This is a genomic window from Ruegeria sp. HKCCD7181 (assembly GCF_057221055.1).
The window spans coordinates 119,765-144,878 of record NZ_JBWVBC010000012.1 but is presented as its reverse complement, the minus strand read 5'-3'; the positions used below and the strand labels follow the sequence as shown (position 1 = coordinate 144,878).

General features: G+C 56.8%; 30 protein-coding genes. 16 read left to right on the top strand and 14 right to left on the bottom strand.

All coding sequences use genetic code 11. The annotated features are described in order from the left end of the window. Positions 1–191 (top strand): hypothetical protein (locus AC2TCY_RS20215; protein ID WP_480850207.1); only part of this gene is annotated, 191 nt, incomplete at its 5' end. On the opposite strand, the gene AC2TCY_RS20210 is transcribed toward AC2TCY_RS20215, so the two are convergent. Together AC2TCY_RS20210 and AC2TCY_RS20205 are read right to left on the bottom strand one after the other, a co-directional pair. After that, the gene (locus AC2TCY_RS20210) at positions 169–762 is read right to left on the bottom strand and encodes a hypothetical protein (RefSeq protein ID WP_480850205.1); all 594 of its coding nucleotides are present in this window, start codon (positions 760–762) and stop codon (positions 169–171) included. The two genes, AC2TCY_RS20215 and AC2TCY_RS20210, sit on opposite strands and share 23 nt — an antisense overlap. A 98-nt stretch (positions 763–860) precedes the next feature. Beyond that, positions 861–3,209, bottom strand: a complete 2,349-nt coding sequence (locus AC2TCY_RS20205; protein WP_480850203.1) for a DNA topoisomerase IV subunit A — start codon at positions 3,207–3,209, stop codon at positions 861–863. Between the two features lie 199 nt (positions 3,210–3,408). Here AC2TCY_RS20205 and AC2TCY_RS20200 point away from each other — a divergent pair, with 199 nt between their 5' ends. From AC2TCY_RS20200 to AC2TCY_RS20175, 6 genes are all read left to right on the top strand, one after another. Then, positions 3,409–4,038 (top strand): SH3 domain-containing protein, encoded by a 630-nt coding sequence (locus AC2TCY_RS20200; protein ID WP_480850201.1) that lies wholly within the window; start codon positions 3,409–3,411, stop codon positions 4,036–4,038. 68 nt (positions 4,039–4,106) lie between these two features. Next, positions 4,107–4,934 (top strand): SDR family NAD(P)-dependent oxidoreductase, encoded by an 828-nt coding sequence (locus AC2TCY_RS20195; RefSeq protein ID WP_480850200.1) that lies wholly within the window; start codon positions 4,107–4,109, stop codon positions 4,932–4,934. 77 nt (positions 4,935–5,011) lie between these two features. Further along, positions 5,012–5,215, top strand: coding sequence for a twin transmembrane helix small protein (locus AC2TCY_RS20190; protein WP_480850198.1), 204 nt, complete (start codon positions 5,012–5,014; stop codon positions 5,213–5,215). Next, positions 5,216–5,788 carry a cob(I)yrinic acid a,c-diamide adenosyltransferase gene (locus AC2TCY_RS20185; protein ID WP_480850196.1) on the top strand — a complete coding sequence of 191 codons (573 nt, stop codon included), beginning with the start codon at positions 5,216–5,218 and terminating at the stop codon, positions 5,786–5,788. 173 nt (positions 5,789–5,961) lie between these two features. Further along, positions 5,962–6,720, top strand: a complete 759-nt coding sequence (locus AC2TCY_RS20180; RefSeq protein WP_480850194.1) for an electron transfer flavoprotein subunit beta/FixA family protein — start codon at positions 5,962–5,964, stop codon at positions 6,718–6,720. Further along, complete coding sequence (locus AC2TCY_RS20175; RefSeq protein WP_480850192.1) at positions 6,720–7,649, top strand: electron transfer flavoprotein subunit alpha/FixB family protein; 930 nt, start codon at positions 6,720–6,722, stop codon at positions 7,647–7,649. Before AC2TCY_RS20180 ends, AC2TCY_RS20175 begins: the two co-directional genes overlap by 1 nt. Positions 7,650–7,706: 57 nt before the next feature. On the opposite strand, the gene AC2TCY_RS20170 is transcribed toward AC2TCY_RS20175, so the two are convergent. Further along, positions 7,707–8,633 carry a DUF6473 family protein gene (locus tag AC2TCY_RS20170; protein ID WP_480850190.1) on the bottom strand — a complete coding sequence of 309 codons (927 nt, stop codon included), beginning with the start codon at positions 8,631–8,633 and terminating at the stop codon, positions 7,707–7,709. A gap of 65 nt (positions 8,634–8,698) precedes the next feature. On the opposite strand from AC2TCY_RS20170, the gene AC2TCY_RS20165 reads away from it, so the two are divergent. Further along, positions 8,699–9,574 carry a 3-hydroxybutyryl-CoA dehydrogenase gene (locus AC2TCY_RS20165; protein WP_480850188.1) on the top strand — a complete coding sequence of 292 codons (876 nt, stop codon included), beginning with the start codon at positions 8,699–8,701 and terminating at the stop codon, positions 9,572–9,574. Between the two features lie 57 nt (positions 9,575–9,631). Here AC2TCY_RS20165 and AC2TCY_RS20160 read toward each other — a convergent pair whose 3' ends face one another. Genes AC2TCY_RS20160 through AC2TCY_RS20130 form a run of 7 tightly spaced genes read right to left on the bottom strand, consistent with a single transcriptional unit; the run spans position 9,632 to position 15,055 of the window. Continuing rightward, complete coding sequence (locus AC2TCY_RS20160; protein ID WP_480850186.1) at positions 9,632–10,531, bottom strand: lysophospholipid acyltransferase family protein; 900 nt, start codon at positions 10,529–10,531, stop codon at positions 9,632–9,634. Positions 10,532–10,572: 41 nt separating this feature from the next. Continuing rightward, positions 10,573–10,842, bottom strand: a complete 270-nt coding sequence (locus tag AC2TCY_RS20155; protein WP_480850184.1) for an HPr family phosphocarrier protein — start codon at positions 10,840–10,842, stop codon at positions 10,573–10,575. A gap of 16 nt (positions 10,843–10,858) precedes the next feature. Then, on the bottom strand, positions 10,859–11,251 hold the full coding sequence (locus tag AC2TCY_RS20150) for a PTS sugar transporter subunit IIA (RefSeq protein WP_480850182.1): 393 nt from the start codon (positions 11,249–11,251) through the stop codon (positions 10,859–10,861). Continuing rightward, positions 11,248–12,141 carry an RNase adapter RapZ gene (gene rapZ / locus AC2TCY_RS20145; RefSeq protein ID WP_480850180.1) on the bottom strand — a complete coding sequence of 298 codons (894 nt, stop codon included), beginning with the start codon at positions 12,139–12,141 and terminating at the stop codon, positions 11,248–11,250. The genes AC2TCY_RS20150 and rapZ overlap by 4 nt, the downstream gene beginning before the upstream one ends. Next, entirely contained in the window at positions 12,126–12,596 is a 471-nt protein-coding gene (locus AC2TCY_RS20140) for an HPr kinase/phosphorylase (RefSeq protein WP_480850178.1), read from the bottom strand. Before AC2TCY_RS20140 ends, rapZ begins: the two co-directional genes overlap by 16 nt. Positions 12,597–12,600: 4 nt before the next feature. Beyond that, complete coding sequence (locus AC2TCY_RS20135) at positions 12,601–14,319, bottom strand: ATP-binding protein (RefSeq protein WP_480850176.1); 1,719 nt, start codon at positions 14,317–14,319, stop codon at positions 12,601–12,603. 31 nt (positions 14,320–14,350) lie between these two features. Next, positions 14,351–15,055, bottom strand: a complete 705-nt coding sequence (locus tag AC2TCY_RS20130) for a response regulator transcription factor (protein WP_480844186.1) — start codon at positions 15,053–15,055, stop codon at positions 14,351–14,353. A gap of 346 nt (positions 15,056–15,401) precedes the next feature. Here AC2TCY_RS20130 and AC2TCY_RS20125 point away from each other — a divergent pair, with 346 nt between their 5' ends. The 3 genes from AC2TCY_RS20125 to AC2TCY_RS20115 all read left to right on the top strand — a co-directional run bounded on the left by AC2TCY_RS20125 (position 15,402) and on the right by AC2TCY_RS20115 (position 18,197). After that, positions 15,402–17,000 carry a phosphoenolpyruvate carboxykinase gene (locus AC2TCY_RS20125; RefSeq protein WP_480850174.1) on the top strand — a complete coding sequence of 533 codons (1,599 nt, stop codon included), beginning with the start codon at positions 15,402–15,404 and terminating at the stop codon, positions 16,998–17,000. A 330-nt stretch (positions 17,001–17,330) separates the two neighbouring features. Continuing rightward, positions 17,331–17,621, top strand: coding sequence for a hypothetical protein (locus AC2TCY_RS20120; RefSeq protein ID WP_480850172.1), 291 nt, complete (start codon positions 17,331–17,333; stop codon positions 17,619–17,621). A 33-nt stretch (positions 17,622–17,654) separates the two neighbouring features. Then, positions 17,655–18,197 (top strand): hypothetical protein, encoded by a 543-nt coding sequence (locus AC2TCY_RS20115; RefSeq protein ID WP_480850170.1) that lies wholly within the window; start codon positions 17,655–17,657, stop codon positions 18,195–18,197. A gap of 4 nt (positions 18,198–18,201) precedes the next feature. Here AC2TCY_RS20115 and AC2TCY_RS20110 read toward each other — a convergent pair whose 3' ends face one another. Then, positions 18,202–18,966: a sulfite exporter TauE/SafE family protein gene (locus tag AC2TCY_RS20110; RefSeq protein ID WP_480850169.1), complete on the bottom strand. Its 765-nt coding sequence runs from the start codon at positions 18,964–18,966 to the stop codon at positions 18,202–18,204. 143 nt (positions 18,967–19,109) lie between these two features. Between AC2TCY_RS20110 and AC2TCY_RS20105 the strand changes: the two genes are divergently transcribed. The 3 genes from AC2TCY_RS20105 to AC2TCY_RS20095 all read left to right on the top strand — a co-directional run bounded on the left by AC2TCY_RS20105 (position 19,110) and on the right by AC2TCY_RS20095 (position 21,996). After that, positions 19,110–20,801, top strand: a complete 1,692-nt coding sequence (locus AC2TCY_RS20105) for an acyl-CoA dehydrogenase family protein (RefSeq protein ID WP_480850167.1) — start codon at positions 19,110–19,112, stop codon at positions 20,799–20,801. Between the two features lie 213 nt (positions 20,802–21,014). Beyond that, positions 21,015–21,563 carry a hypothetical protein gene (locus AC2TCY_RS20100; protein ID WP_480850166.1) on the top strand — a complete coding sequence of 183 codons (549 nt, stop codon included), beginning with the start codon at positions 21,015–21,017 and terminating at the stop codon, positions 21,561–21,563. Between the two features lie 40 nt (positions 21,564–21,603). Continuing rightward, on the top strand, positions 21,604–21,996 hold the full coding sequence (locus tag AC2TCY_RS20095; RefSeq protein ID WP_480850165.1) for an META domain-containing protein: 393 nt from the start codon (positions 21,604–21,606) through the stop codon (positions 21,994–21,996). Here the strand turns inward: AC2TCY_RS20095 and recO are convergent. Next, a complete protein-coding gene (gene recO, locus AC2TCY_RS20090; protein ID WP_480850164.1) occupies positions 21,980–22,705 on the bottom strand; it encodes a DNA repair protein RecO in 726 nt (241 codons plus the stop codon). The two genes, AC2TCY_RS20095 and recO, sit on opposite strands and share 17 nt — an antisense overlap. Before the next feature lie 209 nt (positions 22,706–22,914). Between recO and AC2TCY_RS20085 the strand changes: the two genes are divergently transcribed. Further along, positions 22,915–23,355 (top strand): cupin domain-containing protein, encoded by a 441-nt coding sequence (locus AC2TCY_RS20085; RefSeq protein ID WP_480850163.1) that lies wholly within the window; start codon positions 22,915–22,917, stop codon positions 23,353–23,355. A 109-nt stretch (positions 23,356–23,464) separates the two neighbouring features. Next, positions 23,465–23,770 (top strand): hypothetical protein, encoded by a 306-nt coding sequence (locus AC2TCY_RS20080; RefSeq protein ID WP_480850161.1) that lies wholly within the window; start codon positions 23,465–23,467, stop codon positions 23,768–23,770. Between the two features lie 2 nt (positions 23,771–23,772). Here the strand turns inward: AC2TCY_RS20080 and AC2TCY_RS20075 are convergent, their stop codons facing one another. Together AC2TCY_RS20075 and era are read right to left on the bottom strand one after the other, a co-directional pair. After that, positions 23,773–24,102: a DUF1491 family protein gene (locus tag AC2TCY_RS20075; RefSeq protein ID WP_480850160.1), complete on the bottom strand. Its 330-nt coding sequence runs from the start codon at positions 24,100–24,102 to the stop codon at positions 23,773–23,775. Next, positions 24,099–25,007: a GTPase Era gene (gene era / locus AC2TCY_RS20070; RefSeq protein ID WP_480850158.1), complete on the bottom strand. Its 909-nt coding sequence runs from the start codon at positions 25,005–25,007 to the stop codon at positions 24,099–24,101. The genes AC2TCY_RS20075 and era overlap by 4 nt, the downstream gene beginning before the upstream one ends. Positions 25,008–25,114 lie beyond the last annotated feature (107 nt).

Genomic DNA, 25,114 nt, shown 5'->3' with positions numbered 1-25,114 from the left:
CAATCGTGCCGATGTTGACGTGCGGTTTTGTACGCTCAAACTTTTCCTTTGCCATTCCTCAGGCGCCCTTTTGCGATTTGGGGGACCCTTGGTCCCGTTGTTACATCTGCGCGCGCGAGATATTTGGTTCAAAGGGGAAAATCAAGCACATCCTGCGTGAAAAGCTGGTTAAGACGCCGGATTTTGCGTGACCTCAGCAGAATCGAGGGGCTGGATCAGGCTGGGTCGGCTGTCGAACCAGCCATTGTCCTTGTGTTCCTCTGCCAGCCATTCTTCTACGCGGTCAGCCACTTTCAGAGCAAGCCCGCTCATCTGCTCTTCCCTTGTCCGCTCATTGCCCGACCCCTTCAGGGCGCTGCCACCGGTTGTGTCTTCCAACACCTGGAACTGTTTGCCCTTGGCCAGAAACTCTTTTTCTCGCACATCGTAGACATTGACCAGAACGATGGCGGTGCTTTTGGGATTGTAGAGAACCGGAATACCCGGAGGCGCCAGCATGTATCCTTCTAAGCTAATGCCAATGTCATATTCCTGAGCCCCCTCGTAGCGACCCAACCGGATATCTACTGCATTCTGGATTGCCTCTGTCCATTCTTCAGGCGTTGCATCCCGAGACACCGGACCCTGCACCGCCTTCTCGGCAAACGCATAGTTAACCCGTAGTTTGAACTCGCCCAGCGCCTCGGGTTCTTCGTAAACCTGCGTCTGCGTGCATGCGCCCATCAGGGCAAGTCCGGTGATCAGGGTTAGAATGCGCAACATGTGTCTCTTCTCGATAAGCCTGTTTTTATTGGATGTAGCGCACCGATACGGCCAGTGCCAAGCCGTATCGACAGAATTTCACCTTCGTGACAACTCTGTCACGAAAACTTGTAATCACGTGGGAAGCCATAGGGTGCCTTTTTCCCAACGCCAGCCCGCTTGGCCAGCCATTGGGTCATGTCCGTTTCGTGACGGGTTTTGTCACCGCCCATGGACCATTTCAGACCCTCTTCCCAGTTGAACGTGGTGACGTCAGACAGCCCTCCGTCCAGTTCCAGTGTTCCCTGACGTCCGCGTGCCATATTATACTTTTGCAACCGTACACCCTTGCCGCGAGTCATCTCAGGCAGTTCGCCAATCGGGAAAACCAGGAACTTGCCGTTTTGGGAAACGACCGCGACGTGATCCCCTTCGATCGGTTTGCAGATAACTGCCGTCTCGTCAGTTTTGACGTTCAACACCTGCTTGCCGTTGCGGGTCTGGGCCAAAACGTCATCCTCGGGCACCATGAAACCGTTGCCCGCATCCGACGCCACCAGCAGCTTGCGCCCCGGCTTGTGAATCAGAATATCGACGATCTGTACTTCGTTCGGCAGATCCACCATCAGACGCAGCGGCTCGCCCATACCCCGCCCGCCGGGCAGGTTGGCGGCGCTGACAGTGTAAAACCGGCCGTTCGACGCAAAGACCAATAGTCGATCCGTTGTTTCAGCATGGAAGATGAAGCGAGGACCATCGCCGTCTTTGAACTTTAGCTCGCGGGTCAGGTCAATATGTCCGGTCATCGCACGAATCCAACCCATCTGAGAGCAAACGACCGTGATCGGCTCTTTGTCGATCATCGCTTCCAGCGGCACCTCTTCGACTTCGCCCGCCTCGGCAAAACGGGTGCGGCGGGCGCCACCTTCGTAGTCTTTTCCGAAGGTTTTCTTGGTCTCTTTCAGCTGCTCGGCAATCTTGGCCCATTGAAGGCTGTCATCCGCCAGAAGATCTTCGAGATTGGCGCGTTCTTCCATAAGCGCGTCACGCTCACGCACCAATTCCATCTCTTCGAGACGGCGCAAGCTGCGCAGGCGCATGTTGAGAATGGCGTCGACCTGAACCTCGGACAGTTCGCCCTCACCCGGCTTCGGCGAGACATAGTCGGCCTCGCTGGTGGCGCGGACATGATCGATGCCCCAATCCTCGCGCATCAGCGCGGCTTTTGGATCGTCATCGTAACGGATGATGTCGATCACACGATCAAGGTTCAGGAAGGCGACGATAAAGCCTTCCAACACCTCAAGCCGGTGATCGATCTTGGCCATACGGTGACGCGAACGGCGCAGCAGCACCTCTTGCCGGTGATCAAGGAAGGCGCGCAGCACTTCCTTCATCGAGCAAACCTTGGGTGTGACCCCGTCGATCAGCACGTTCATGTTCAGGCTGAACCGAACCTCGAGATCCGAGTTGCGATAGAGCATGCCCATCAGCACCTCTGGGTCCACGTTCTTGGAACGTGGTTCCAGGATCAGGCGGATGTCATCGGCGGATTCGTCGCGCACATCAGCAAGAATCGGGATTTTCTTGGTCTGGATCAGCTCGGCGATCTTCTCGATCAGCTTGGATTTCTGAACCTGATACGGGATTTCGGTGACGATGATCTGCCACTGACCTCGGCCCAGATCCTCGACCTCATACTTACAGCGCAGACGGAAGGACCCGCGCCCGGTACGATAGGCCTGTGCAATGTTCTCAGGCGGTTCGACAATAACACCACCAGTTGGGAAATCGGGCCCGGGAACGTAGTTCAGCAGGGTATCGTCACGCGCATCTGGTATCTTGATAAGGTGCAGACACGCATCACAGAGCTCGGCAATATTGTGCGGCGGAATGTTGGTCGCCATACCCACTGCAATGCCGCTTGAGCCATTGGCCAGCAAATTCGGGAACTGCGCTGGCAGAACGACCGGCTCGGTCAAAGTGCCGTCGTAGTTGTCGCGGAAATCGACGGCGTCTTCGTTTAGACCCTCCAGCAGCGCCTCGGCGACGATGGTCATCCGAGCCTCGGTGTATCGCGAGGCCGCCGGGTTGTCGCCATCGATATTGCCAAAGTTCCCCTGTCCGTCGACCAACGGGTAACGAACGTTGAAATCCTGTGCCAGACGCGCCATCGCATCGTAAATCGCGGCGTCGCCATGGGGGTGATAGTTACCCATCACGTCACCGGAAATTTTGGCCGACTTGCGGAACCCGCCTGTCGCACTCAACCGCAGCTCGCGCATCGCGTAGAGGATTCGCCGGTGCACCGGCTTCAGCCCGTCACGCGCGTCGGGCAATGCACGGTGCATGATTGTACTCAGTGCGTAGGTCAAATAACGCTCGCCAATCGCGCGGCGCAGCGGTTCGGCTACCTCGCCCCCGTTCTCGGGGGCCTCCATGTTGGGGTCGTCGATCGTATCATTCATAGATGATGTGATACGCCGCCAGAGCTTCTTGGTAAAGCAAGCAACGCATAATTTGCTGGGGACAAGTCGCGCTTTTTGCAACAGGGGGAGACAAGTCCCCGTTTTCCCCGGTTTTTCGACACATCACCCAAATTATGTTAGAATTTCATCAATTGAACTGCTGCCTTTTTTTGATGTTACGATTACCGGGGGATGCGCCATGACGCGCCTTATTCTTGTTACCTTTGCTGCGCTCGGCTGGTGTTTTTATGTCATCAGCGGCGGTCCTGACTTCGAACCGCGCGGTCTGCGCACCGAGCAGCCAGAACGTGTGGCATCTGTCCAGAAACAATCCCCTGCGCCCGCTGCATTGCCCCAAGCCGAAGGTCTGGTGACCAACGTTGCCGCACGCACGGCCTCTGTTCGAGTTCAACCTGAGCCGGCTGCTGCAACCGAAGACAAAGTTATTGAGGTTGTCGAGGTGGAACCGGCAAGCCTCAATGGGTTTTCCCAGATTTCAGTGTTTGCCGGACAAGACACGAGCTTTACGCTGGCCTCTCTTGAAGACGGAGCAACAGGGCTGCAACAGGTTGCGCCGACCGTGGATGATGTCCCCGCGCAAACTGTTTCAGAACCGGAACCCACGAAAGACATCCGCGAAATATCGGGCACGCGTGTAAACTTACGCGACGGGCCGGGCACGATCTACCCGATCATCGGCAAGGTTAAATTGGGCCAGAAAGTCGAAATCCTTGGCGAATCGGGCACCGGCTGGCTGCGCCTGCGCGTGTTACCCGTGCAACAGGTCGGGTGGATATCGAAGTCACTGGTCCGTAAATCTACCAACTGACGCACCGCTGTCATTGCCCTAACACGAACCCCACAATAGCTATGGCAGGATTCAGGTTCGGAAGTGGCATGCAGAAATCTATTCTCATTACAGGTTGTTCATCCGGGATCGGCCAGGACGCGGCACATGGAATGCGTGCGCGCGGGTGGCGCGTTTTTGCTTCGTGCCGCCAACAGCGCGATTGCGACCGCTTGCGAGCGCAGGGCTTTGACAGCCCGCTGATCGACTACACCAACACCGAAAGCATGACAGTTGGGTTGGCTGACGTTCTGGACGCCACGGGTGGAACCCTCGACGCCCTGTTCAACAACGGGGCCCACGGCCTGCCAGGTGCTATCGAAGATCTACCTACCGATGGCCTGCGCCAGATATTCGAAACCAATGTCTTCGGCTGGCACGAACTAACCAGACAGATTATCCCCGTGATGAGAGCACAGGGACATGGACGAATAGTACAGAACTCGTCCGTTCTGGGGCTTGTGGCCTTTCCCTGGCGCGGAGCCTACGTCGCCACGAAATACGCGATTGAGGGGCTAACCGACACATTGCGCTTGGAACTGCGTGACACGGACATCAAGGTCATACTGATTGAACCCGGACCGATTACGTCAAAAATCCGGGAAAACTCGATCCCAAAGTTCGAACGGTTCATCGACTGGAAAAACTCTGCGCTGCGGCAGCGATACGAAGCGTCTTTGCTGAAACGCCTCTACGAACCTTCCGGACCCGACCGCTTTGAACTGCCCGCTTCGGCTGTTACTCACAAGTTGGCTCACGCGGTCCAAGCCAGACGTCCCCGTGAACGTTACTATGTGACAACACCCACTTATATTGCTGGATATCTGCGCCGGATCCTGCCGACACGTGCGATTGATCATATCCTGTCTGACATCTGAGACGAAATAACTTGTTCGCTTTTGCGGCTCCCGGGTCTAGATGAGAGCGACGGAATCAAAACGCGGACGGTAAAATCATGGACCTTTTGATGGTCGTGTTGCTTTTGGCCATGGCGGCAGTCGTAATTGTGCTGGTTATCGGCATCTCCAATTTCGGCAAGAGCGGAACGAATGCTGCAATGAAAAGCAACAAGATGATGCGTCTGCGCATCCTGTTTCAGTTCATTGCCGTGGTGCTGATCGTGCTCTACGTCTATCTGCGCGGACAGGGAGTTCAATAGATGGTCGTTCTCAACAAGATTTACACACGCACGGGCGATGATGGCAAAACTGCCTTGGGCAACGGTGAACGTGTGGCCAAGTATTCGGGCCGCGTTGCCGCATATGGCACAGTGGATGAGTTGAACTCCTTTGTCGGCGTAGCTCGTACCGAGGCCGGAGACGAGGTTGACGCCGCCCTGTCGCGCATCCAGAACGACCTGTTCGATCTTGGCGCAGATTTCTGCCGGCCCGACATGGACAAGGATGCCGAGGCCGACTACCCGCCTCTGCGGATCGTTCCAGCCCAGATTGATCGGCTTGAAGCCGAAATCGACGCAATGAACGAAACTCTGGAGCCACTGCGCAGCTTTATTCTGCCAGGTGGATCGCGGCTGGCGGCACATCTGCACGTCTGCCGCACAGTGTCGCGCCGAGCAGAGCGCCTGTCTGTGGAACTGACCAACATGGAACCTGTGAATGAGGTTGCGGTAAAATACCTCAACCGCCTCAGCGACTGGTTCTTTGTCGCCGCGCGCTGCGCCAACAATGGCGGACGCGACGACGTCCTTTGGGTTCCCGGCGCAAACCGCTAATCCAGCGCCGTCCGGCTGCTCACAAGACAGAAAATGACAAAACGCGACGTCCCGGAGCCACGACGTGACGATTTTGCCCTGTTGCGAGTCGCTACGACCCGCTATCAAGCGCAGCGAGAGCATTGGTGGAGTCGCAACGCGGCTTGCCGTTTTTGTAAGGAGCATACGCAAAAATGAAGGTACTTGTGCCTGTCAAGCGCGTGATTGACTACAACGTGAAAGTCCGGGTCAAAGCGGACGGCAGCGGCGTTGATCTCGCCAATGTAAAAATGTCGATGAACCCCTTCGACGAAATCGCGGTAGAAGAGGCGATCCGCCTGAAAGAAGCCGGCAAAGCTGACGAAGTCGTCGCGGTTTCGATCGGTGTGAAGCAGTCGCAGGAAACCCTGCGCACCGCGCTGGCCATGGGCGCCGATCGCGCCATTCTGGTTGTCGCTGCTGATGACGTGCATCAGGACATCGAACCGCTGGCCGTTGCCAAGATCCTGGCCAAAGTGGTCGAGGAAGAGCAGCCCGGCATCGTTCTGGCCGGTAAGCAGGCCATCGACAACGACATGAACGCGACCGGCCAGATGCTGTCGGCCCTGCTGGGCTGGAGCCAAGGCACTTTTGCGTCCGAGCTGGACATCGAAGGCGACAACGCCAAGATCACCCGCGAAGTTGACGGCGGCCTGCAGACCATCAGCGTCAAGATGCCGACCATCGTCACCGTTGACCTGCGCCTGAACGAGCCGCGCTATGCGTCGCTGCCCAACATCATGAAGGCGAAGAAAAAGCCGCTGGATGAAAAAACCGCCGCCGATTATGGCGTCGACGTCACGCCTCGCCTCGAGGTCGTCAAGACCGAAGAGCCGCCGGCACGTGCCGCAGGTATCATCGTGGGTTCGGTTGACGAACTGGTCGAGAAACTCAAAGAAGCGGGGACTGTGTAATGGCTGTACTTCTGCTTGCCGAAGTCAACAACGGTGAACTGAGCGTTGACGCCACCGCCAAGACCGTTGCTGCCGTCAAGTCGCTGGGCGACATCACCATTCTGGCCGCAGGCGGTTCCGCCGCTGCTGCTGGTGAGGCTGCTGCCAAGATCGACGGCGTATCCAAGGTACTGGTTGCCGAGGACGCGTCATTGGGTCACCGCCTGGCGGAATCGACCGCAGCGCTGATCGTGGGTCTGGCCGATGGCTATGAGCACATCGTGGCACCGGCCACTACCGACGCCAAAAACGTGATGCCGCGCGTGGCAGCCCTGCTGGATGTGATGGTGATCTCGGATGCCTCCGGCGTGGTTGACGGCTCGACCTTCGAGCGTCCGATCTATGCGGGCAACGCAGTTCAGACCGTGAAATCGAGCGACGCCAAGAAAGTCGTCACCATCCGCACGTCGACCTTCGACGCCGCTGGTGAAGGCGGATCTGCACCGGTCGAGACCATCTCGGTTGGTGACAACCCGGGTCTGTCGTCGTGGGTCGAGGACAAGGTGGCCGAAAGCGACCGTCCTGAACTGACCTCGGCTGGCGTTGTGGTTTCGGGCGGCCGTGGTGTCGGCTCGGAAGAGGACTTCAAGCTGATCGAAACACTGGCTGACAAGCTGGGCGCGGCGGTTGGCGCCTCGCGCGCAGCCGTGGACTCGGGCTACGCTCCGAACGACTGGCAGGTGGGTCAGACCGGTAAGGTTGTTGCACCAGACCTGTACGTCGCTGTCGGTATCTCGGGCGCGATCCAGCACCTGGCGGGTATGAAGGACTCGAAGGTTATCGTCGCGATCAACAAGGACGAAGAAGCGCCGATCTTCCAGGTCGCCGACTTCGGACTGGTCGCAGACCTGTTCCAAGCCGTCCCTGAGCTTACCGAAAAGCTCGGCTGATAATACCCGATTGTTCAACGAACAATCTTACAAGGCCCGCCATCAGGCGGGCCTTTTTTATGCCAAGTCCCGAATTACCCCTGCCAGAGCCTTCGCGATATTGCGATGCGTTGCCGGACCGAGCATGCGTTCTGCCATCGGCTGCTGCATTGTTCCGAACAGCATGTCCTCCAGTTCGTCGGACGCCCCGGACACCTGAACTTGCAGAGCGACGGTACTAGTGGACAATGTCGCAAGAGATTTCACCATCGGCAGGTCCACCGTGACCGGATCGTCGAAAGGTTTGTCTACGAAACGATCCTGCTGTCCAGAGATTACCTCAAGCCAAAGTAGAACAACTGGCGAAGAGACCTGTCCCAAAAATGTCGCGAGTTTTGTGCGCCAACTATTGCGGAGTTCATCGGCGACAGAGTTAAACCGAACATCCCTGTGGCTCTTTAATCGATTCACCAAATGCCGCACAAAATGGATGTCGGTAAAATCCTCCTCAGGGTAGAGCGCTGTCAGGTCCTGCGTTGGTTTCAGGAAGCGGTCATTTCGCCGCGGATGCACTTGATAGAACCGGTTCGATTGCCCCAATACACCGGGAACCTGCAGCACACAAAGCTCGGAAGCATTTGCAAATTCCAGAAGACCCGAATCCAGGCACAGTGCTTCAGCTCCACAAAATAAACTGCCAAAATTGATGCAACGCCTGCCCAGCTGGGATTCGAGGACGGCAGGAAAAGGCTGATTCACGAATCGGCCAAACGTCTCATCTCCGCCGATACAGGCTATGTATGGACGGTCGAATGCACGCTGTGGCGCCCGAAATGACAAATTCGAAGCACCGTATTGGCAAACAGATTCCGCAGGACCGCCCGCGCCCATTGGTTGGTAGCTCATAACAATCACCCAGTTTTCTTCACCCGGTTGCCATCTTGAAGCCTTATGTCTTGCGGAATCCTTAATGCGCGCATTTGAAGCGAATTTGACGACCCCCATCCCCTTGCCGCCGGGACGGAACTGCCGATAATGTCGCCGTATTCTGCGAATAGGGGCACCAGGACATGGACGTGAAATCAGTCGGAGTGATCGGCGCTGGCCAAATGGGCAACGGTATCGCTCATGTCTTGGCGTTGGCGGAATACGACGTGCTTCTGAACGACATCAGCCAGGAGGCGCTGGATGGTGCCATGGCAACAATCGAGGCCAATCTGGCGCGCCAAGCATCGCGCGGCAAGATATCCGACAGCGATGTGAAATCGGCTCTGAGTCGCATTACCACAACTTTGAATCTGCCGGATTTGGGGAATACTGATCTGGTGATCGAAGCTGCGACCGAGCGGGAAACTGTCAAACAAGCGATCTTTGAAGACCTGTTGCCGCACCTGCAGCCACACACGATTTTGACGTCGAATACGTCTTCGATCTCGATCACGCGACTTGCCAGCCGTACAGACCGCCCCGAACGTTTCATGGGATTCCACTTCATGAACCCCGTTCCGGTGATGCAACTGGTAGAACTGATTCGCGGCATCGCCACTGATGAAGCGACATTCAGCGCCTGTAAATCCGTGGTGGATAAGCTGGGCAAAACTTCGGCCAGCGCTGAAGATTTCCCGGCATTCATCGTGAACAGGATCCTGATGCCGATGATCAACGAGGCGGTCTATACGCTCTATGAAGGCGTTGGGAATGTGCAGTCCATCGATCAGTCAATGAAACTGGGTGCAAATCACCCGATGGGACCGCTTGAATTAGCTGATTTCATTGGATTGGACACCTGTTTGGCAATCATGAACGTACTGCATGACGGGCTGGCCGACACCAAGTATCGCCCCTGCCCGCTGTTGACGAAATATGTCGAAGCCGGATGGCTCGGACGCAAGACTGAGCGCGGGTTTTACGATTACCGTGGCGAGGTGCCCGTACCAACCCGCTAAGGCCGGAACGGGCCAGTCATTATGCTGTAAGTATCTGCTGTCAGGTGAAAACTTGGATCAGGCCTTATCGACCTGTCCCAAGGACAGAGTGTGCTTTCTGAGCCAAGCCATGAAGCCACGCGGGTCGCGTTCCAGTAATGCCATGTCTTCATCCGAAATTGGGTCACCGATGACCGGGGACTGCGGCTTGTGGCAGGACCGAACGATCTCATGCAGCAGCAATCCCTGACGCAGAATGGGCGATAGGCGGTTGGCGATTTGATACCAGCGCGAGTTGCTTCCGGGGAAGAAGATCGGCACGACTCGCGCACCCGAGCGGCGGATCATCTTTGCCGTAAACACATTCCATTCCTGTTCCTGCGCAGGGCCGAACCAACCATCGGACGACATAACGACACCTGACGGGAACAAGGCGACAACACCGCCTTCCTTGAGGTGATCCATCGCCTTACCGCGCATTTCCAGCATCTTGGACTGGGCTTCAGGGTCGTGCGGGAAAGGCACGGGAATCATGAATGACGTCGCAGCCTCGTCGAGGCCTGTCAGCACAGATCGGGTCAGGATACGATAATCGCTGCGGACCCGCCCGATCAGCTCGGCTAGGATCATACCGTCAACCATGCCATGTGGGTGATTGGCGACAACGACAACGGGCCCTTCCTGAGGAATGCGGGCAAATTGCTCGGCCGGCGTAGTCAGATCGATTCCCATGGTGTTGAGGGCACCGCCCCAGAACTTCTGCCCGCGGTAGTGCTCGTTCTGCTTTTCGAACTTGTTGACCATGCGCAGAATGGTCAGCTTACCGGTGCACCATTCGATGGCGCGAATAGCAAACGAAGTCCAAGGATCATCAAACGAGTTCGCGTATGTCAGGGTCTTGCGATCGTAGACTTCGCCCCGATCAGGGTCTTGATCCACGACCGGGCCTGTCTTGGTATCGTGCGTGGTTTCCGCCAATTCCTGGTCTTCCCGTCCAATATGTAGCGGCAGTTATCCTGTCAAAACCCTTCGCCGAACTTGTCGTTCACCAGAGTTTCCAATGCTTCTGCCAACGCCTCAGCATCCGGGCCGGACGTCTCGACGTCAATAGTAGTTCCGCGCGACGCTGCCAACATCAAAAGACCCATGATACTATCCCCTGAGGCAGAAAGTCCGTCTTTGGACACCTCGGCCCTTGCGTCAAAGCCTTCGACCACTTCGACTAGCTTGGCTGAAGCGCGGGCGTGAAGCCCCTTTTCATTAATGATTTTCAAGCTTCGATTGATCATTTCAATATTTCCGGTCTTAGTCCAGCGTCACATTTTGCGCGTTGATGTATTTGCGGCCAGCCTCCAGAGCCAGACGTACGGCTTCGGCCACCGACAGGTGGCGGCTTTTGGCCAATTTAATCAGCATTGGCAGGTTCGCCCCATATAGTATTCGCCGATCCTGCGGCGCGCAGGCCCGCAAACTGAGGTTTGACGGGCTGCCACCAAACAGGTCGGTCACGACGACAACGCCGTCGCCTACGTCCACCTCGTCGGCGGCGCGGCATATCTCGGCCTGTTTTTCTTCGCGATTGTGGTCGGCCTCAATCGGGACGGCGACCAACCCGGGTTGCTTGCCAACCACGTGTTGGGTGGCGGCCAGATATTCCTGCGCCAGTCCGCCATGAGCTACAATTACAATCCCGATCAATCTGGCCTCGCATTCAATGATCGACGTTCCATTTCGCGGTGCCTAATTGACACCTGCTGCCCCTCTTCTGCAAGAGCCTTTGCAACCGCCTCTGCCATTGCAACCGACCTGTGTTGCCCACCTGTACAACCGAAAGCCACGGACAGGTGCGCCTTACCTTCGGCGCGAAAGGCCGGCAGCAACCGGATCAACAGGTCCACAACCCTGTCAAAGAACATTGCGTAGTTCGTATCCGATTGAACATAGGCCGCGACATCTGGATTTCGACCATCCTCTGCGCGCAGCTCTGGACGCCAGTAGGGATTGGCCAGAAACCGACAGTCAAAAACCATATCCAATCCGCGCGGCAATCCCCGCTTGTACGAGAAGGACTCGATTGACACCGCTAAATGCCGCCCGCCCTGAGGGGCAAACCAGTGTTCGACCTCTTCGCGCAGCTGATGAATGTTCAGAGAACTCGTATCGATCAGTGTATCCGCTATTTCCCGGATCGGCTGCAGCAACTCTTTTTCCTGCCGGACACCAGTTTCCGGGCTAGCGTTTGTTGCAACCGGGTGCCGCCGTCGGGTTTCCGAAAACCGACGGAGCAACACTTCGTCGCTGCAATCCAAATAGAGCGTTGTCAGATCGACGTGCTCCATCCGCCCCAGTTTCGCAGCCAACTCGATAAAGCCGATAGTCGAGAAGTCGCGGTTACGCACATCTATGCCCAGCGCCATTGGCCGGGTGTTTTCTGATCCATCAAGCAATCTGGACAGTAAACCCATGGGCAAATTGTCAATTGCCTCAAAACCAAGATCTTCCAGAACATGGATCGCGGTCGAGCGTCCTGCACCGGATGGGCCTGTCACCAAGACGATGCGACGCTGCGATGTCATGCGTTCGGCCATTGCGGGTCCACGCGCCCCATTTTCACAAGTTGAACCAATGCTGCTGCCAAATTGGGGGTCCCCGCTGCGCGAAGCAAGGGAACAGTTTGCCTCAGGACCTGAACCTGGGTCGGGTCGGGCAAACGTTGGGGTTCAGAGAGTTCCAAATCCACCACGTAGGACAGCGCAACCGGCCCCGTTGAGTCCGCCCGCAGCAGGCCGATGCCCCGTGCTTCAATCAAGCCCTGAATCTGCTGCATTGCATCGGCCATGACCCTACCGTCCTGCATTCGCAGCTCGACCCGGTCATCGCCAACCAACTGTGCCCCGATCGCCATCAATTGTAATGCCAGCCCGGACTTACCGGATCCGGACGGCCCAACAATTAAAACCCCCTGCCCTTGAATCGAAAGACAGGTTGCGTGAACGCAGGCCGCGTCACGGCCGGCTGTTTCTGTCAGGGGAAGGATGTCCATGAGCCTATACAGGAAGTCCCACGACAAACCGCGCGCCCAGCGGGTCTGAGGTGATATCCGCCTCGGTTGGACGGATGTTTTCTGCCCAGATCACGCCACCATGCGCCTCAACAATTTGTTTGGATATGGCCAGCCCAAGGCCGGAGTTATTGCCGAAGTGTTCTTCAGGTCGTTCCGAGTAGAACCTTTTGAACACTTTGGTCAGAGCTTGATCAGGAATACCGGGGCCCGTGTCCTCGACCACGATCAGCACCCGCTTGTCGCGTTGACGCACCCAGACACGAATGGCATCGCTTTCCTGGCAGAACGAAATCGCATTGGTTATCAGGTTTACAAAGACTTGCGCCAACCGCGCCTCAAGTCCATTGATCACGATGGGTTCGGATGGAAGGTCCGTAATGTATTCGATGCCCTTGGACCGAGCATCTTCGCCCAGAAACTGGCCGATATTGCCGAGGAGATTGAGCAAGTCGAAGGGTTGTTCTTCTTCTTTCACCAGTTCAGCGTCCAGGCGAGACGCGTTAGAGATATCACTAACCAGGCGGTCCAGACGGCGCACATCATGCTCGATAACACCCATCAGCTTTTCCCGCTGGTCGTCCCGTTTGACCATGCGCAAAGTGCCGACGGCAGATTGTAGACTGGCCAGCGGGTTCTTGATTTCATGGGCAACGTCGGCTGCGAACTGTTCATTCGCGTCAATCCGATTGTATAGGGCCGTTACCATCCCGCGCAGCGCTCGACTGAGGCGCCCGATCTCGTCCGGGCGCGCACTGAGATCCGGAATGCGAATACGCCCGGGATTCACACCTGCTCCACGGTCCTTGCCCATCTCCGCCGCGGCAGCCAAATCAGCCAGCGGGTTTGCGATGGTTGAAGCCAGTACCAGACTGAGGCCAATGGACACCAGCAGCGCCACAACGAACATCTGAAGAATACGCTCTTGTTCCTGCCTTGCCAGTGCATCTATCTCTCCGGCGGGGCCTGCCATCGCAACCGCACCGACAGGGGCACCGTCGACAAGAATAGGTGCGACAGCCACGATAACGGTGTCGCCTGCGTCGTCCAGCACGGTTTGAACCTGTACTTCCCCCGCCAGGGTCTTTGGGATTATCTCCTGTACGCGCTGAGCCAATGTGGGATCTTCGCCTTCCGGCACCCGACTAAAGATCGCATGAACACCCATCCATACAGCGTTCAATGCGTCGCTGATCATTGTGCTGCCAGTCGCAGCATTACGATCCGGGCGAACAAGAATCGGCAGTTCGGACTCCGGTCTCGTCCCGCGGGTCCAACCAATCAGAGTACCCGTGCCATCATAGACGAACACCTCGCCGCCTTCTGGCAGACTAAGCCCTGAAAGCGTGTCCCGCACATCCGGCACAACGGACCCACCAATTCCTGTGACGCTTGGTTGACGCAACTGCGTTTCAAAAACGTTGCTGACCAGTTTCGCGTCGCCAATCAGGTTACGAGCGGTCTGCTGCACCCTTTGTTCGCGGGAATTATCCAAGTAAAGCAGCCCGGCCACCAGAATGACGAGAGCAATAAGATTGAATGTAATGATCCTGCGCGCCAGCGGTGATCTGCGCAGTGAAAATAGATTGCGCCGCGACCGCTTGGCTTGCAGCTCCGCAGACTCAGGGTCCTGGGGAATGACCCAGTCATCCCCAAGAACGACGTCACCGTCGCGCAATTCGCTGGCTTGGTCAGTATCGCGCACGAAACCCCACTACCCCTTAAACCGGCCGCGCCTATTCTTCGTTATAACGATATCCGATGCCGTACAAAGTCTCGATTGCCGAAAACTCGGGGTCGGCGGCGCGCATTTTCTTGCGCAGACGTTTGATATGGCTGTCGATCGTCCGGTCGTCCACATAGACCTGATCGTCATAGGCGACATCCATGAGCTGGTCCCGGCTTTTGACAAAACCCGGGCGCTGAGCCAGTGCCTGCAACAACAAAAACTCCGTCACTGTCAGCGAAACATCTGCACCCTTCCAGCTGACCGCATGGCGCAGGGGATCCATCCGCAGCTCACCGCGCTCCATAACCTTTGCGTCGCCAGTGTTGGTATTAGCAACATCACCCTCAGTCGCTTCCTGCCGCCGTAACAGGGCGCGGATGCGTTCAACCAGCAAACGCTGCGAAAACGGCTTTTTTACATAATCATCTGCGCCCATGCGCAGTCCCAGAACTTCGTCAATTTCATCGTCCTTGGACGTCAGAAAAATAACCGGCATCTGGGTTTTCTGCCGCAGGCGCTGCAGCAGATCCATGCCATCCATGCGCGGCATCTTGATATCCAGCACGGCCATGTCCGGCAGCTTCTTGTTGAACGCATCCAGCGCCGCCTGTCCGTCATTATAAGTTTCGACCTCAAACCCTTCGGCTTCGAGTGTCATGGATACGGACGTCAGAATGTTTCTGTCGTCGTCCACCAGTGCGATCTTTGACATCGGGGTCACCCCTATTCCTGCTCACTCGCGAAATAATTCGCTTATTTGTAAGGCATTGTTGGCGGTTTTAAGACGCCGAATCAATCCGTAACTGCGAATCGTGCCTTTGTTGGGGCGGCTATGCGGCAAATTTGCCTTCTTGCCCTCAAGATTATGCCTGGTTTTTACACAGAGATTTCTTGGTGGCGCTAAACCTTAGCTTGGTTGCGCTAACTGCGCCAAACCGTCCTGTTCATGCCCCAAACGACCGTGATAAGAGGCCCCTGTCCGCCGGATATTCCGGTACAATGCCCCAAGAGCGCAAGCGGCCCCAACCGCCGCCGCGCCGCCACAGGAGAATATACGCATGACATCTGGACGGGTTAACCCGCAATTCCGCCTCGAGGATCAGGGCATCGAGGGTCTGGGCAATGTCTATTACAACTTCATGGAACCGGCGCTGATCGAAGAGGCGCTGAAGCGGGGCGAAGGTACGCTTGGCAATGGCGGAGCCTTTCTGGTCACCACAGGCAAATTCACTGGCCGCTCACCCAAGGATAAGCATGTCGTCAAAACCGACAGCGTCGTCGATACCATCTGGTGGGAAAACAACGCCGCGATGAGCCCCGAAGGCTTTGACGCACTTTATGCCGACATGCTCGAGCATATGAAGGGCCGCGACTACTTTGTGCAGGATCTCGTTGGCGGAGCCGATCCGGCCTATTCGATCAACGTACGCATGGTAACCGAGCTGGCCTGGCACAACCTGTTCATTCGCCACCTGCTGCGTCGCCCGGACCGCGAAGATCTGGACGATTTCACGTCGGACTTTACCGTCATCAACTGCCCCAGCTTTCAGGCTGACCCGGCCAAGCACAACTGCCGTAGCGAGACGGTGATCGCGCTGAACTTCGATCGCAAACTGATCCTGATCGGCGGCACCGAATATGCGGGTGAAAACAAGAAGTCTGTCTTCACCCTGCTGAACTACATGCTGCCGGAAAAAGGCGTGATGCCGATGCACTGCTCGGCCAACCACGCCGTCGGTAACCCGGTCGACACAGCCGTGTTCTTCGGCCTCTCGGGCACTGGCAAGACCACCCTTTCCGCCGATCCTGCGCGTGTTCTGATTGGCGACGATGAACATGGCTGGTCCGACCGCGGCACCTTCAACTTCGAAGGCGGCTGCTATGCCAAAACGATCAACCTGAACGCCGAGGCGGAGCCGGAAATCTATGCGACCACCAGCAAGTTCGGCACCGTGATCGAGAACATGGTCTTCGACCCCGAGACCAAGGAACTGGATTTCGACGACGACTCGCTGACCGCGAACATGCGCTGCGCCTACCCGCTCGAGTATATCTCGAACGCCTCTAGCAGCGCTCTGGGCGGTCATCCTAAGAACATTATCATGCTGACCTGTGATGCGTTTGGTGTACTGCCTCCGATCGCACGGCTAACTCCGGCACAGGCAATGTACCACTTCCTGTCCGGCTTCACTTCCAAAGTGGCCGGGACCGAGCGTGGCATCACCGAGCCGCAGCCGACCTTCTCGACCTGCTTTGGTGCGCCGTTCATGCCGCGTCGGCCTGAAGCGTATGGCAACCTGCTGCGCGACAAGATCGCCCAGCACGGCGCGACCTGTTGGCTGGTCAACACTGGCTGGACCGGTGGCGCCTATGGCGTTGGAAGCCGGATGCCAATCAAGGCGACGCGCGCTCTGCTGACTGCCGCGCTGGACGGATCCATGGCCGACGCCGAGTATCGCAAGGACGCCAATTTTGGTTTTGACGTACCTGTTTCCGTACCCGGCGTGCCCGAAGTGCTACTGGATCCGCGTCGCACATGGGACGACCAGGCAGCCTTTGACAAACAGGCCGAAAAACTGGTTCAAATGTTCGCCGCGAACTTTGAGCAATACATACCGTTCATTGATGAGGACATCAAAGCGGTCGCCATTGGATAAATGCAAAAGGGGCCATTGCGCCCCTTTTTCTCGCAGCAGGCGTTATCAAATGCCCTCACCTTATCGAGACATGCTGAACAAAATATTTGCGGCAGCACCCGACTTACGGTATCTAGCCAAGTCATTACAAAGACCCGTCCGGTGTATCTGATTGGATTAGGGTACAGTAATTAGCTTTGGGCGGCTCCTGCGAATACACTCACACTCGTGCCGTAAGTTGCCCGATCAGATGGTGAAAGAGTCCAATTGGGGGTGGGCACCGGGCCAAGTGCGATGGAAAGAACCTCTTTCCGACATTCTGTGCCGGGCGCTGGAAAAGACAGGTAAATCATGACGGAAATCTCGAAACTCGCAGAACTGCGCAAGCTGATGCAAAGTATGGAGCGCACGTTGGGGCTGGAGGAATTGTCCCCGGTCGAGCGTGATATTTACTACGCGGCTGAAGAGCTGTCGAAGGCAACTCAGGAAGTGCGCACATTCGGCCTGATCGAACACACGCTGGTTCAAAGTGTTTCGCGTCCGACTTTTTTCCGTGCGCTGAAGTCGCTGGTTCAAAAGGGGTACCTGTCGCAAAGCGGCAGCGCCAATCGGGGACGGTATATCGTTCATGCCCCCAGGTGACACGCCCTCGCGGCAAATAGACGGCTGACTTCTGTGCAAGGGTGGATTACGGACACGTTTTACGCCTCGTTGGCCTATGTGGTGGCATCGCTTCTGACGTTTGAAGTTCTGATGCCCCTTCAGAACATATTCTTTCCGCAATATCCCAGTTACGCCAGCCTGTTGTTTCTACCGCATGGCGTACGTGTTCTGTCGGCCTGGCTGTTGGGATGGCGCGCGATCTTCGCCCTGTTGCCGGGTGTATTTCTGGTGTTTGCCCTGATCGGAGGTTGGGACGTATTCCTGCCCAGCCGGCTGTTGGCGATCACCGTAGCTGTCACTACCGTGCCCGCTGTGTTCTATGTCTGCAAATGGATAGGCTGGGACCTGTTTCCCAAACCTGGCCGGCGCCCGTGCTGGATTTGCGTCATGGGTGTCGGGGTCGTCACATCCCTTCTTTTGGCAATTCTGACGAATCTGGCATTTGGCAGTGCCACCGAGGAGTATGTCGCCTATCTGATCGGCGACATTTCCGGCTTGTTTTTTCTGATGCTCGGTCTTTATTTCACCTTTCGGCTGACCGAGAAACGGACCTGACGGTTCAGCCCATCACTCCGCGCCGCAGCAGGTTCAGACCGGCTGTAAGTAGAACCAGCAGGGTCAACTTTCGAAACTGCGCCTGATTAATCCGGCTTTGCAAAGACAGACCACCCCACATTCCCGCAAGTGCAGGCACGATCAACAGCGCTGAAAACACAGCCGTTTCTGCCCGCAGAATCCCCGATCCAACATGCGCCACAGCCAAAGCCACCGCACCCAACCCATATATGACGCCCTGCACACGCATTTGGTCCTGCCTAGGCGTGTTCAGCGCCGTGAGGTAGGCCACAGTAGGCGGACCCCAGACACCGGAAACGCCACCGACAAAGCCCGCTACTGCGCCCGACGCGGCCTCGATCCAGGCCGAGGGGCGTTGCAGTACCAGTTTTAACCCCAGCAACTGCACCATCGCAAAGAATGACACCGGGATGCCAATCATCATCAAGAATACCGAGGGAGACAACAATCTGACCATTTGCGCACTGATCAGCAGAAAGATCAGACCAACCCCCAGAAAAAGCCGGAATTGACGCACCGAACTAAGCGCCGCTGAAGTGCCTCCACGCAGGGCTTGTACTCCGTTTGTGACTAATGTGGGCAGGATCAGCCCGGCCAGAGCCAAATCAGGAGGCAACATGATGCTGAGCCCCGAGACCAGAACCGTAGGCATTGCAAACCCCACCATTCCTTTGACCCATCCTGCAAGGAATGCGACCACCAGGGCCAGATAAAGATCTTGGGGTGACATCATCGAAAACGGCGCCATTCCCCTTCATAGCATTCTGGAATCTCTCTGCACCGCAAAATCGACTACGCAATTATTGAACTTTTTTTAGGTTATATTAGTATTTTTGTTGCGCTGCATGTGCAGCATGGTATGACCAGACGACCCAGAGAAGGACGTGATTCATGGCCCATGACGGACAGGACGTGACCAACATGACCACACAAGCTGTATTGCCCGACCTCCTGACCCTAACCGGTGCTGCCGTGCCCGTGGTTGAAACCGTTTTCGAACGCGCACGCGAGTCAGTTCGTGCGATGGTGACGGAAGATGGCCGGATCTCGGGTGCGCTGATCGAAGCACACCAAACTGCCGCACACGGGTTGGCGTGGCTGGCGACCTATCACCAGTCTCTGCATCAGATGCAACGCTGGGCCCAGGCTTTGGATGCCGACGGCAAACTCGGTGAGATGGAGCAACTGATTCATCAAATCGCTTTTGGCGAGTACCTGCACCAGATCGCCGGTGGCATACCGATGAACCAAGGCGAAGTTGTCCGCCTGCAGGATCTGGGTTTGGGCTGGGATGCCCTGTCCGGCTTTCAAGGCCCCGAAGTACAGACCCTGATGGCGCAGGCCAACAGCCAGACCGCGCGAACCCGGCTTGTAGAACTGATGCAGGATCAAGCCGGCTCTACCATGTTCGGCGCATCCGGTCTGGACGAAGAGCTTGAAATGATCCGCGACCAGTTCCGCCGCTATGCACAGGAAAAAGTCGAACCCAACGCGCACGAATGGCACCTGAAAGACGAGTTGATCCCGATCGAGATAATCGAGGAATTAGCCGAAATGGGTGTGTTCGGCCTGACCATCCCGGAAGAATTTGGCGGCTTCGGCCTTTCCAAAGCATCGATGTGTGTTGTGTCCGAAGAATTGTCGCGCGGCTATATCGGCGTCGGCTCACTGGGCACCCGGTCTGAGATTGCAGCCGAGTTGATCATTGCAGGTGGCACCGACGCGCAAAAAGCCCAATGGTTACCCAAAATCGCCAGCGCAGAAATCTTGCCAACGGCTGTATTTACTGAACCGAACACCGGGTCGGATCTTGGGAGCCTGCGCACGCGTGCTACCAAAGATGAGAACGGCAACTATCAGATCACTGGCAACAAGACCTGGATCACCCACGCCGCACGAACCCACGTGATGACTTTGCTGGCACGCACGAACCCGGACACGACCGACCACCGCGGTCTGTCCATGTTTTTGGCAGAAAAGACACCCGGCACGGACGAGAACCCATTCCCCGCCCCCGGCATGACGGGTGGTGAGATCGAAGTGCTGGGTTATCGCGGAATGAAGGAATACGAACTGGGATTTGACGGCTTTGCGGTCAAAGGCGAAAACCTTTTGGGCGGCGAAGAGGGCAAGGGTTTCAAGCAACTGATGGAAACCTTCGAGTCCGCTCGAATCCAGACCGCTGCCCGCGCCATTGGTGTGGCGCAATGTGCGCTGGATATCGCGATGCAGTATGCTCAGGACCGCAAGCAATTCGGCAAGTCCCTGATCAACTTCCCCCGCGTATCGGGCAAATTGGCGATGATGGCTGTCGAGATCATGATAGCGCGGCAGCTGACCTATTTCTCTGCTTGGGAAAAGGATCACGGCCAGCGCTGCGATCTGGAGGCTGGAATGGCCAAATTGCTGGGCGCCCGCGTAGCCTGGGCTGCTGCGGACAATGGCTTGCAGATCCACGGCGGCAACGGGTTCGCTCTGGAATACAAGATCAGCCGCGTTCTGTGCGATGCGCGTATTTTGAACATCTTTGAAGGCGCTGCTGAAATTCAAGCGCAGGTTATCGCGCGGCGGTTACTGGGGTAGATCCCGGCCCGTCGCGGTTTCCCCAACTGAACCCGGCTTCGTGCCGGGTTTTCTTTTTTTTGCAATTTGACCATTCCCACAAATCTCGACGGGAAAGTTCGGACAAATCGGTCCTGAGGCGCTTCCGGCGAAACTTCCCCCTCGGAACGCGCTCGGGAATCAGGTAATGGGCAGCAACTTTTACGGCCACCTGCGGGTCAGAGGAGAGATGAATTGAAATCCATTGCCGTACTGCTAGTCACTTGTGTGGCCTTTGCCCTTGCAGCGTGCGCCTCTGCACCGCAAACCGGCCACAGCGATGTCGACGATCTGGCACAAGCCATTCAGGCGCTTGGCCCCGAGGTTGACTCAGGTGAGGCGCGCCGCGCCGCTGAGATATCGTTCTCCTATTCGCAGCAGCTCAAACAGGAATGGAACGTCACTGACCCAGCCATCATCCACAATGCCAAGATCGTTAATGGCTTTCGTGAACAAGGCCTGTGTAACGACTGGGCCCAGGCCATGACCACGCGTTTGCGGCAGGAAAACTTCCGAACGTTGGACCTGCACTGGGCCACATCGCCTCCAACAGCGTTCCGGATCATCCACCACTCGGCTTTGATCAGTGCCAAGGGGGATTCGATGTATGACGGTATTATCCTTGACCCGTGGCGGAACAGCGGCGCGCTGTACTGGGCACCAGTGCGCGAGGACACCAGATACAATTGGAGGCCGCGCCAGGAAGTGCGAGAAGAACTGCTGAGCGGAGCAAACCCCTACTGATGCAGTTCACGCGGCCACACCCAGAGGATAGAACACCCGCATGACACGCCTGATCCTGATGCTGCCTTTTCTGGCCCTGTTCCAATGTGACAAGGACGAATCTGTTGCCGCCTATGGCGCGGCGGACCGGACATGGGTGTTACAGGAGATAAACGGCCAGGCCTATGAGGCCAGTGCCCTTTTGCGGTTCCCCGAAGACGGTCGCATAGCAGGCAACGCCCCCTGCAACAGCTACAACGGCACGCTGAATGCGCCCTACCCCTGGTTCGAGATCAACGATTTGACTGCGACTCGTGCTGCCTGTGCAGGTCTCGAGGCCGAAGGGGTATATTTCGCCGCATTGTTGGCCATGACCCAATCCGAAGTTTCCGGCGATGTGTTGATCCTGCGAAATGAGGATGGGCAGGAAATGGTTTTCAAAGCCGCCGAGTAAACTGTTCGACAAACCACGCGCGCGCCTCAGGTAAAGGGTTGTGCCCATGCGAAGGCGCAACTTTGTGTTCCAGGAAGTACCCGGTGGTGCGCAGCCCATCCGCGATTTCCACATCCGGTGCATTACCTTCACCTCGCAGGCAAGATGGCAGAGGCAGCAGTTTGTCAGCCCATTCCCCTGCCCCGACGGCACTGACCGCGCGCCCGCTCTTAGGCGAAACGTAGACCAAGCTCTCGGTCGCCCCGGTCACCGCGCATGTGGTCAGGTCGAGGCCAAAACCCAATTCGTTCAACAACGCCAGTTCCCAGCGTAGATAAGCCAATGGCCAGATTTCGTCCTGACCCAGCAGGTCCATTAATTGTTCGGTCTGCTTGTAGATTGCGGGATGTGGTTCGCGTTCGGGCAGGCAGAACGACAACAGCGCCACCACTGCGTTCAACCCAGCCAGCGCAAGCCGACCCGAAAACGCCGACGCCGCTCGGGATCGCAGGGGTTCGACTTGATACGTTCCAATGTGCTCCTCGAGCCGCGCGCGCCACAGGACATCCAACTGAGCGCCGGGTTGCAGGATCGGGGCTATCTTTCTGCTGGAGCCGCCACGCACAACACCAGCATGCCGACCGTGCGCTTCGGTAAACACTTCAATAATCGCCGCGGTTTCGCCGTGGCGGCGGGTTGTCAGAAGTATGCCGTGATCACGCCAATCCAAAGGCGGCTCCTAATGGGGTTCGAAGAATTGCCCGGACACAAGACCGCAACTACAGAGCATTCGCAAGGTGACTATAGGATGGATAACCTTGTTCCGTAACAGTCAGGCAGCTGGCTAAATGCTAAGATCAACGGTGTTGGCTGCAACATCAGAACGATTCCATAGATCGAATTATGTGGGTCCGACAACGAAACAGACAGGAGCGCGCCATGAAGAGGTCTTTTTTTGTCTCACCAGACAACTATCCCCAAGCCCTGAACGTGTTGGGCGACGAAATCACCGTTCTGGCACAATTGGACCAGATCGGCGACTACGCCGTTACGCTCAATTATGGTCACGAAGGCAATGGACCGCCGCCACATTCGCATCCGTGGGGCGAGACTTTTTTTGTCGTTAAGGGTGAGGTTGATTTCGTGATGAATGGGGAGGAGAAAAAAGCGACACAAGGCACCTTGGTTCATTTCCCCGCCAGCACAGTACACAGCTTCAAATTTGGGCCAGGTGGGGCGCATCTGCTGGAAATTTCCGGCCGAGGGTCGCGTGCTGTCGAGATGTTTACAGCGCTAGATCGTGAGGTTCCGGGAGGTGATCAGGACGGGGCGAAGATCGCTGAGGTGCTGCGCAAAACCGGCGTAGAGCTATCCGGGTGACGCTTGGTCTGAATCCGACCGAGTTTATGCAAACTGCTGCAAGATCATCGGCTTGACAAAGTTTCCCTGATAGCCATTACTTAACAATATTGTTAAACAGGAGGCCATCATGCGAGGAATCACCATCACCTACAGCTTCGATGGCGACGAAGCTGAATGGCAGGAGACCACCGATGCCTTCATCGCGGCCATAGATGCCGATCCTGAGGCCGCTGGTAAGTTCGTTTATCAAGTTGCCGTCGCCGATGATGGAAAATCTCGGTTTCACTGGGGCCGATGGGACAGTGCCGAAACTCTGGCGCACGTTCAGTCACAACCCTATTTTAAAGCCTTCGCCGCCAAGATTCGGGAATATGCGGGTGGCGCACCCAACGCGACCGGACATGACATCCAAGCCAAAACGAGTGGTTGGTAAAGCTAATCCAGCCCCTCTTCACCAAGTAGATGCCGCCCTTGCCGATCCTCTACTTCGATCACCCAGAGGTCCGGGTCAAAGCTGCGTTGGCGTTGGATCGTTTGATCCACCTCCGCTTCGGCGCCGCTCGACAGTTCCACCCATTTGCGCTCACCGCTCATCAGATCGAAACTGCGCTGGAAGGCTACCGCTTGGCCGTCCAGAGTATTGAGCTTGACCAGCACAGCGCCAGCCGTGTCGTCACCGTGGGCTACGACGAACGCTGGTATTTCCTGAAACCGTAGCCGCGCCAGATAGGCGTGGACCCAGAAATCAGCTGTCAGGCGGGTCATGCGTTTCCGTCTTTGAAATCCAAACCCATTTCCGAGTATCGCTCGGATTCCTCCAACCAATTGGGTCGGACTTTGACCTGCAGGAACAGGTGGATTTTACGGTCGAGGAACTCTTCCAGTTCCGCACGCGCCGCCTGGCTGACGGCCTTGATCGTCTCGCCCTTTTTGCCCAGAACGATGCCCTTGTGCCCATCACGCATGACATAGATGATCTGGTCGATCTTGGCGGAGCCGTCCTTGCGTTCTTCCCAGTTTTCAGTCTCGACCGTCAGTTGGTAAGGCAGTTCCTGATGCAGACGCAGGGTCAGCTTCTCGCGCGTCATTTCAGCCGCGATCATACGCATGGGCAAGTCGGCGATCTGGTCCTCGGGGTACAGCCACGGGCCTTCGGGCAGTTCCGAGGCAAGCCATTTGCGCAGGTCGTCAACGCCGTAGCCGCGCTCGGCCGAGATCATGAACGTTTCCGCAAACGGATAGCGCGCGTTCAGGTCGCTGGTCAGTGAAAGCAGCACTTCGGACTGGACCTTGTCTATCTTGTTGATCGCAAGCGCGACTTTCCTGCCCTGCCCGATCTCTTCCAAACCTTCGAGGATGCGCTCGACGCCTTCAGTGATACCGCGATGCGCCTCGACCAGTAGTACCACGACATCCGCGTCAGCCGCCCCACCCCATGCGGCAGCAACCATAGCGCGGTCCAGACGGCGGCGGGGTTTGAACAAGCCCGGTGTGTCGACAAAGACCAGCTGTGCATCACCTTCCATCGCGACGCCACGGATGCGGGCGCGGGTGGTTTGCACTTTATGCGTCACGATTGAGACCTTGGCCCCGACCATGCGGTTCAGAAGGGTGGATTTGCCTGCGTTTGGCTCTCCGATCAGGGCGATAAATCCGGCGCGTGTGGTCATGTGTCCTGCGATCCTGTTTGCAAGTGCGCACCCCTATAGCAGAATAACGCAGCGGGCCAGAGGGATTTGTCGCATTGCTGCCATGCGCCCGAAGTGGCAAGGCACAG

Coding starts and splice junctions, on each gene's coding strand:
- AC2TCY_RS20205 (WP_480850203.1), bottom strand. CDS start 3,209: ATGAATGATACGATCGACGACCCCAACATGGAGGCCCCCGAGAACGGG.
- AC2TCY_RS20170 (WP_480850190.1), bottom strand. CDS start 8,633: ATGGGGGTCGTCAAATTCGCTTCAAATGCGCGCATTAAGGATTCCGCA.
- AC2TCY_RS20140 (WP_480850178.1), bottom strand. CDS start 12,596: ATGGACATCCTTCCCCTGACAGAAACAGCCGGCCGTGACGCGGCCTGC.
- AC2TCY_RS20185 (WP_480850196.1), top strand. CDS start 5,216: ATGGTCGTTCTCAACAAGATTTACACACGCACGGGCGATGATGGCAAA.
- AC2TCY_RS20155 (WP_480850184.1), bottom strand. CDS start 10,842: ATGATCAATCGAAGCTTGAAAATCATTAATGAAAAGGGGCTTCACGCC.
- AC2TCY_RS20190 (WP_480850198.1), top strand. CDS start 5,012: ATGGACCTTTTGATGGTCGTGTTGCTTTTGGCCATGGCGGCAGTCGTA.
- AC2TCY_RS20110 (WP_480850169.1), bottom strand. CDS start 18,966: ATGGCGCCGTTTTCGATGATGTCACCCCAAGATCTTTATCTGGCCCTG.
- AC2TCY_RS20080 (WP_480850161.1), top strand. CDS start 23,465: ATGCGAGGAATCACCATCACCTACAGCTTCGATGGCGACGAAGCTGAA.
- AC2TCY_RS20165 (WP_480850188.1), top strand. CDS start 8,699: ATGGACGTGAAATCAGTCGGAGTGATCGGCGCTGGCCAAATGGGCAAC.
- AC2TCY_RS20210 (WP_480850205.1), bottom strand. CDS start 762: ATGTTGCGCATTCTAACCCTGATCACCGGACTTGCCCTGATGGGCGCA.
- AC2TCY_RS20085 (WP_480850163.1), top strand. CDS start 22,915: ATGAAGAGGTCTTTTTTTGTCTCACCAGACAACTATCCCCAAGCCCTG.
- rapZ (WP_480850180.1), bottom strand. CDS start 12,141: ATGGCCGAACGCATGACATCGCAGCGTCGCATCGTCTTGGTGACAGGC.
- AC2TCY_RS20175 (WP_480850192.1), top strand. CDS start 6,720: ATGGCTGTACTTCTGCTTGCCGAAGTCAACAACGGTGAACTGAGCGTT.
- AC2TCY_RS20200 (WP_480850201.1), top strand. CDS start 3,409: ATGACGCGCCTTATTCTTGTTACCTTTGCTGCGCTCGGCTGGTGTTTT.
- era (WP_480850158.1), bottom strand. CDS start 25,007: ATGACCACACGCGCCGGATTTATCGCCCTGATCGGAGAGCCAAACGCA.
- AC2TCY_RS20130 (WP_480844186.1), bottom strand. CDS start 15,055: ATGTCAAAGATCGCACTGGTGGACGACGACAGAAACATTCTGACGTCC.
- AC2TCY_RS20105 (WP_480850167.1), top strand. CDS start 19,110: ATGGCCCATGACGGACAGGACGTGACCAACATGACCACACAAGCTGTA.
- AC2TCY_RS20095 (WP_480850165.1), top strand. CDS start 21,604: ATGACACGCCTGATCCTGATGCTGCCTTTTCTGGCCCTGTTCCAATGT.
- AC2TCY_RS20195 (WP_480850200.1), top strand. CDS start 4,107: ATGCAGAAATCTATTCTCATTACAGGTTGTTCATCCGGGATCGGCCAG.
- AC2TCY_RS20180 (WP_480850194.1), top strand. CDS start 5,962: ATGAAGGTACTTGTGCCTGTCAAGCGCGTGATTGACTACAACGTGAAA.
- AC2TCY_RS20075 (WP_480850160.1), bottom strand. CDS start 24,102: ATGACCCGCCTGACAGCTGATTTCTGGGTCCACGCCTATCTGGCGCGG.
- AC2TCY_RS20125 (WP_480850174.1), top strand. CDS start 15,402: ATGACATCTGGACGGGTTAACCCGCAATTCCGCCTCGAGGATCAGGGC.
- AC2TCY_RS20120 (WP_480850172.1), top strand. CDS start 17,331: ATGACGGAAATCTCGAAACTCGCAGAACTGCGCAAGCTGATGCAAAGT.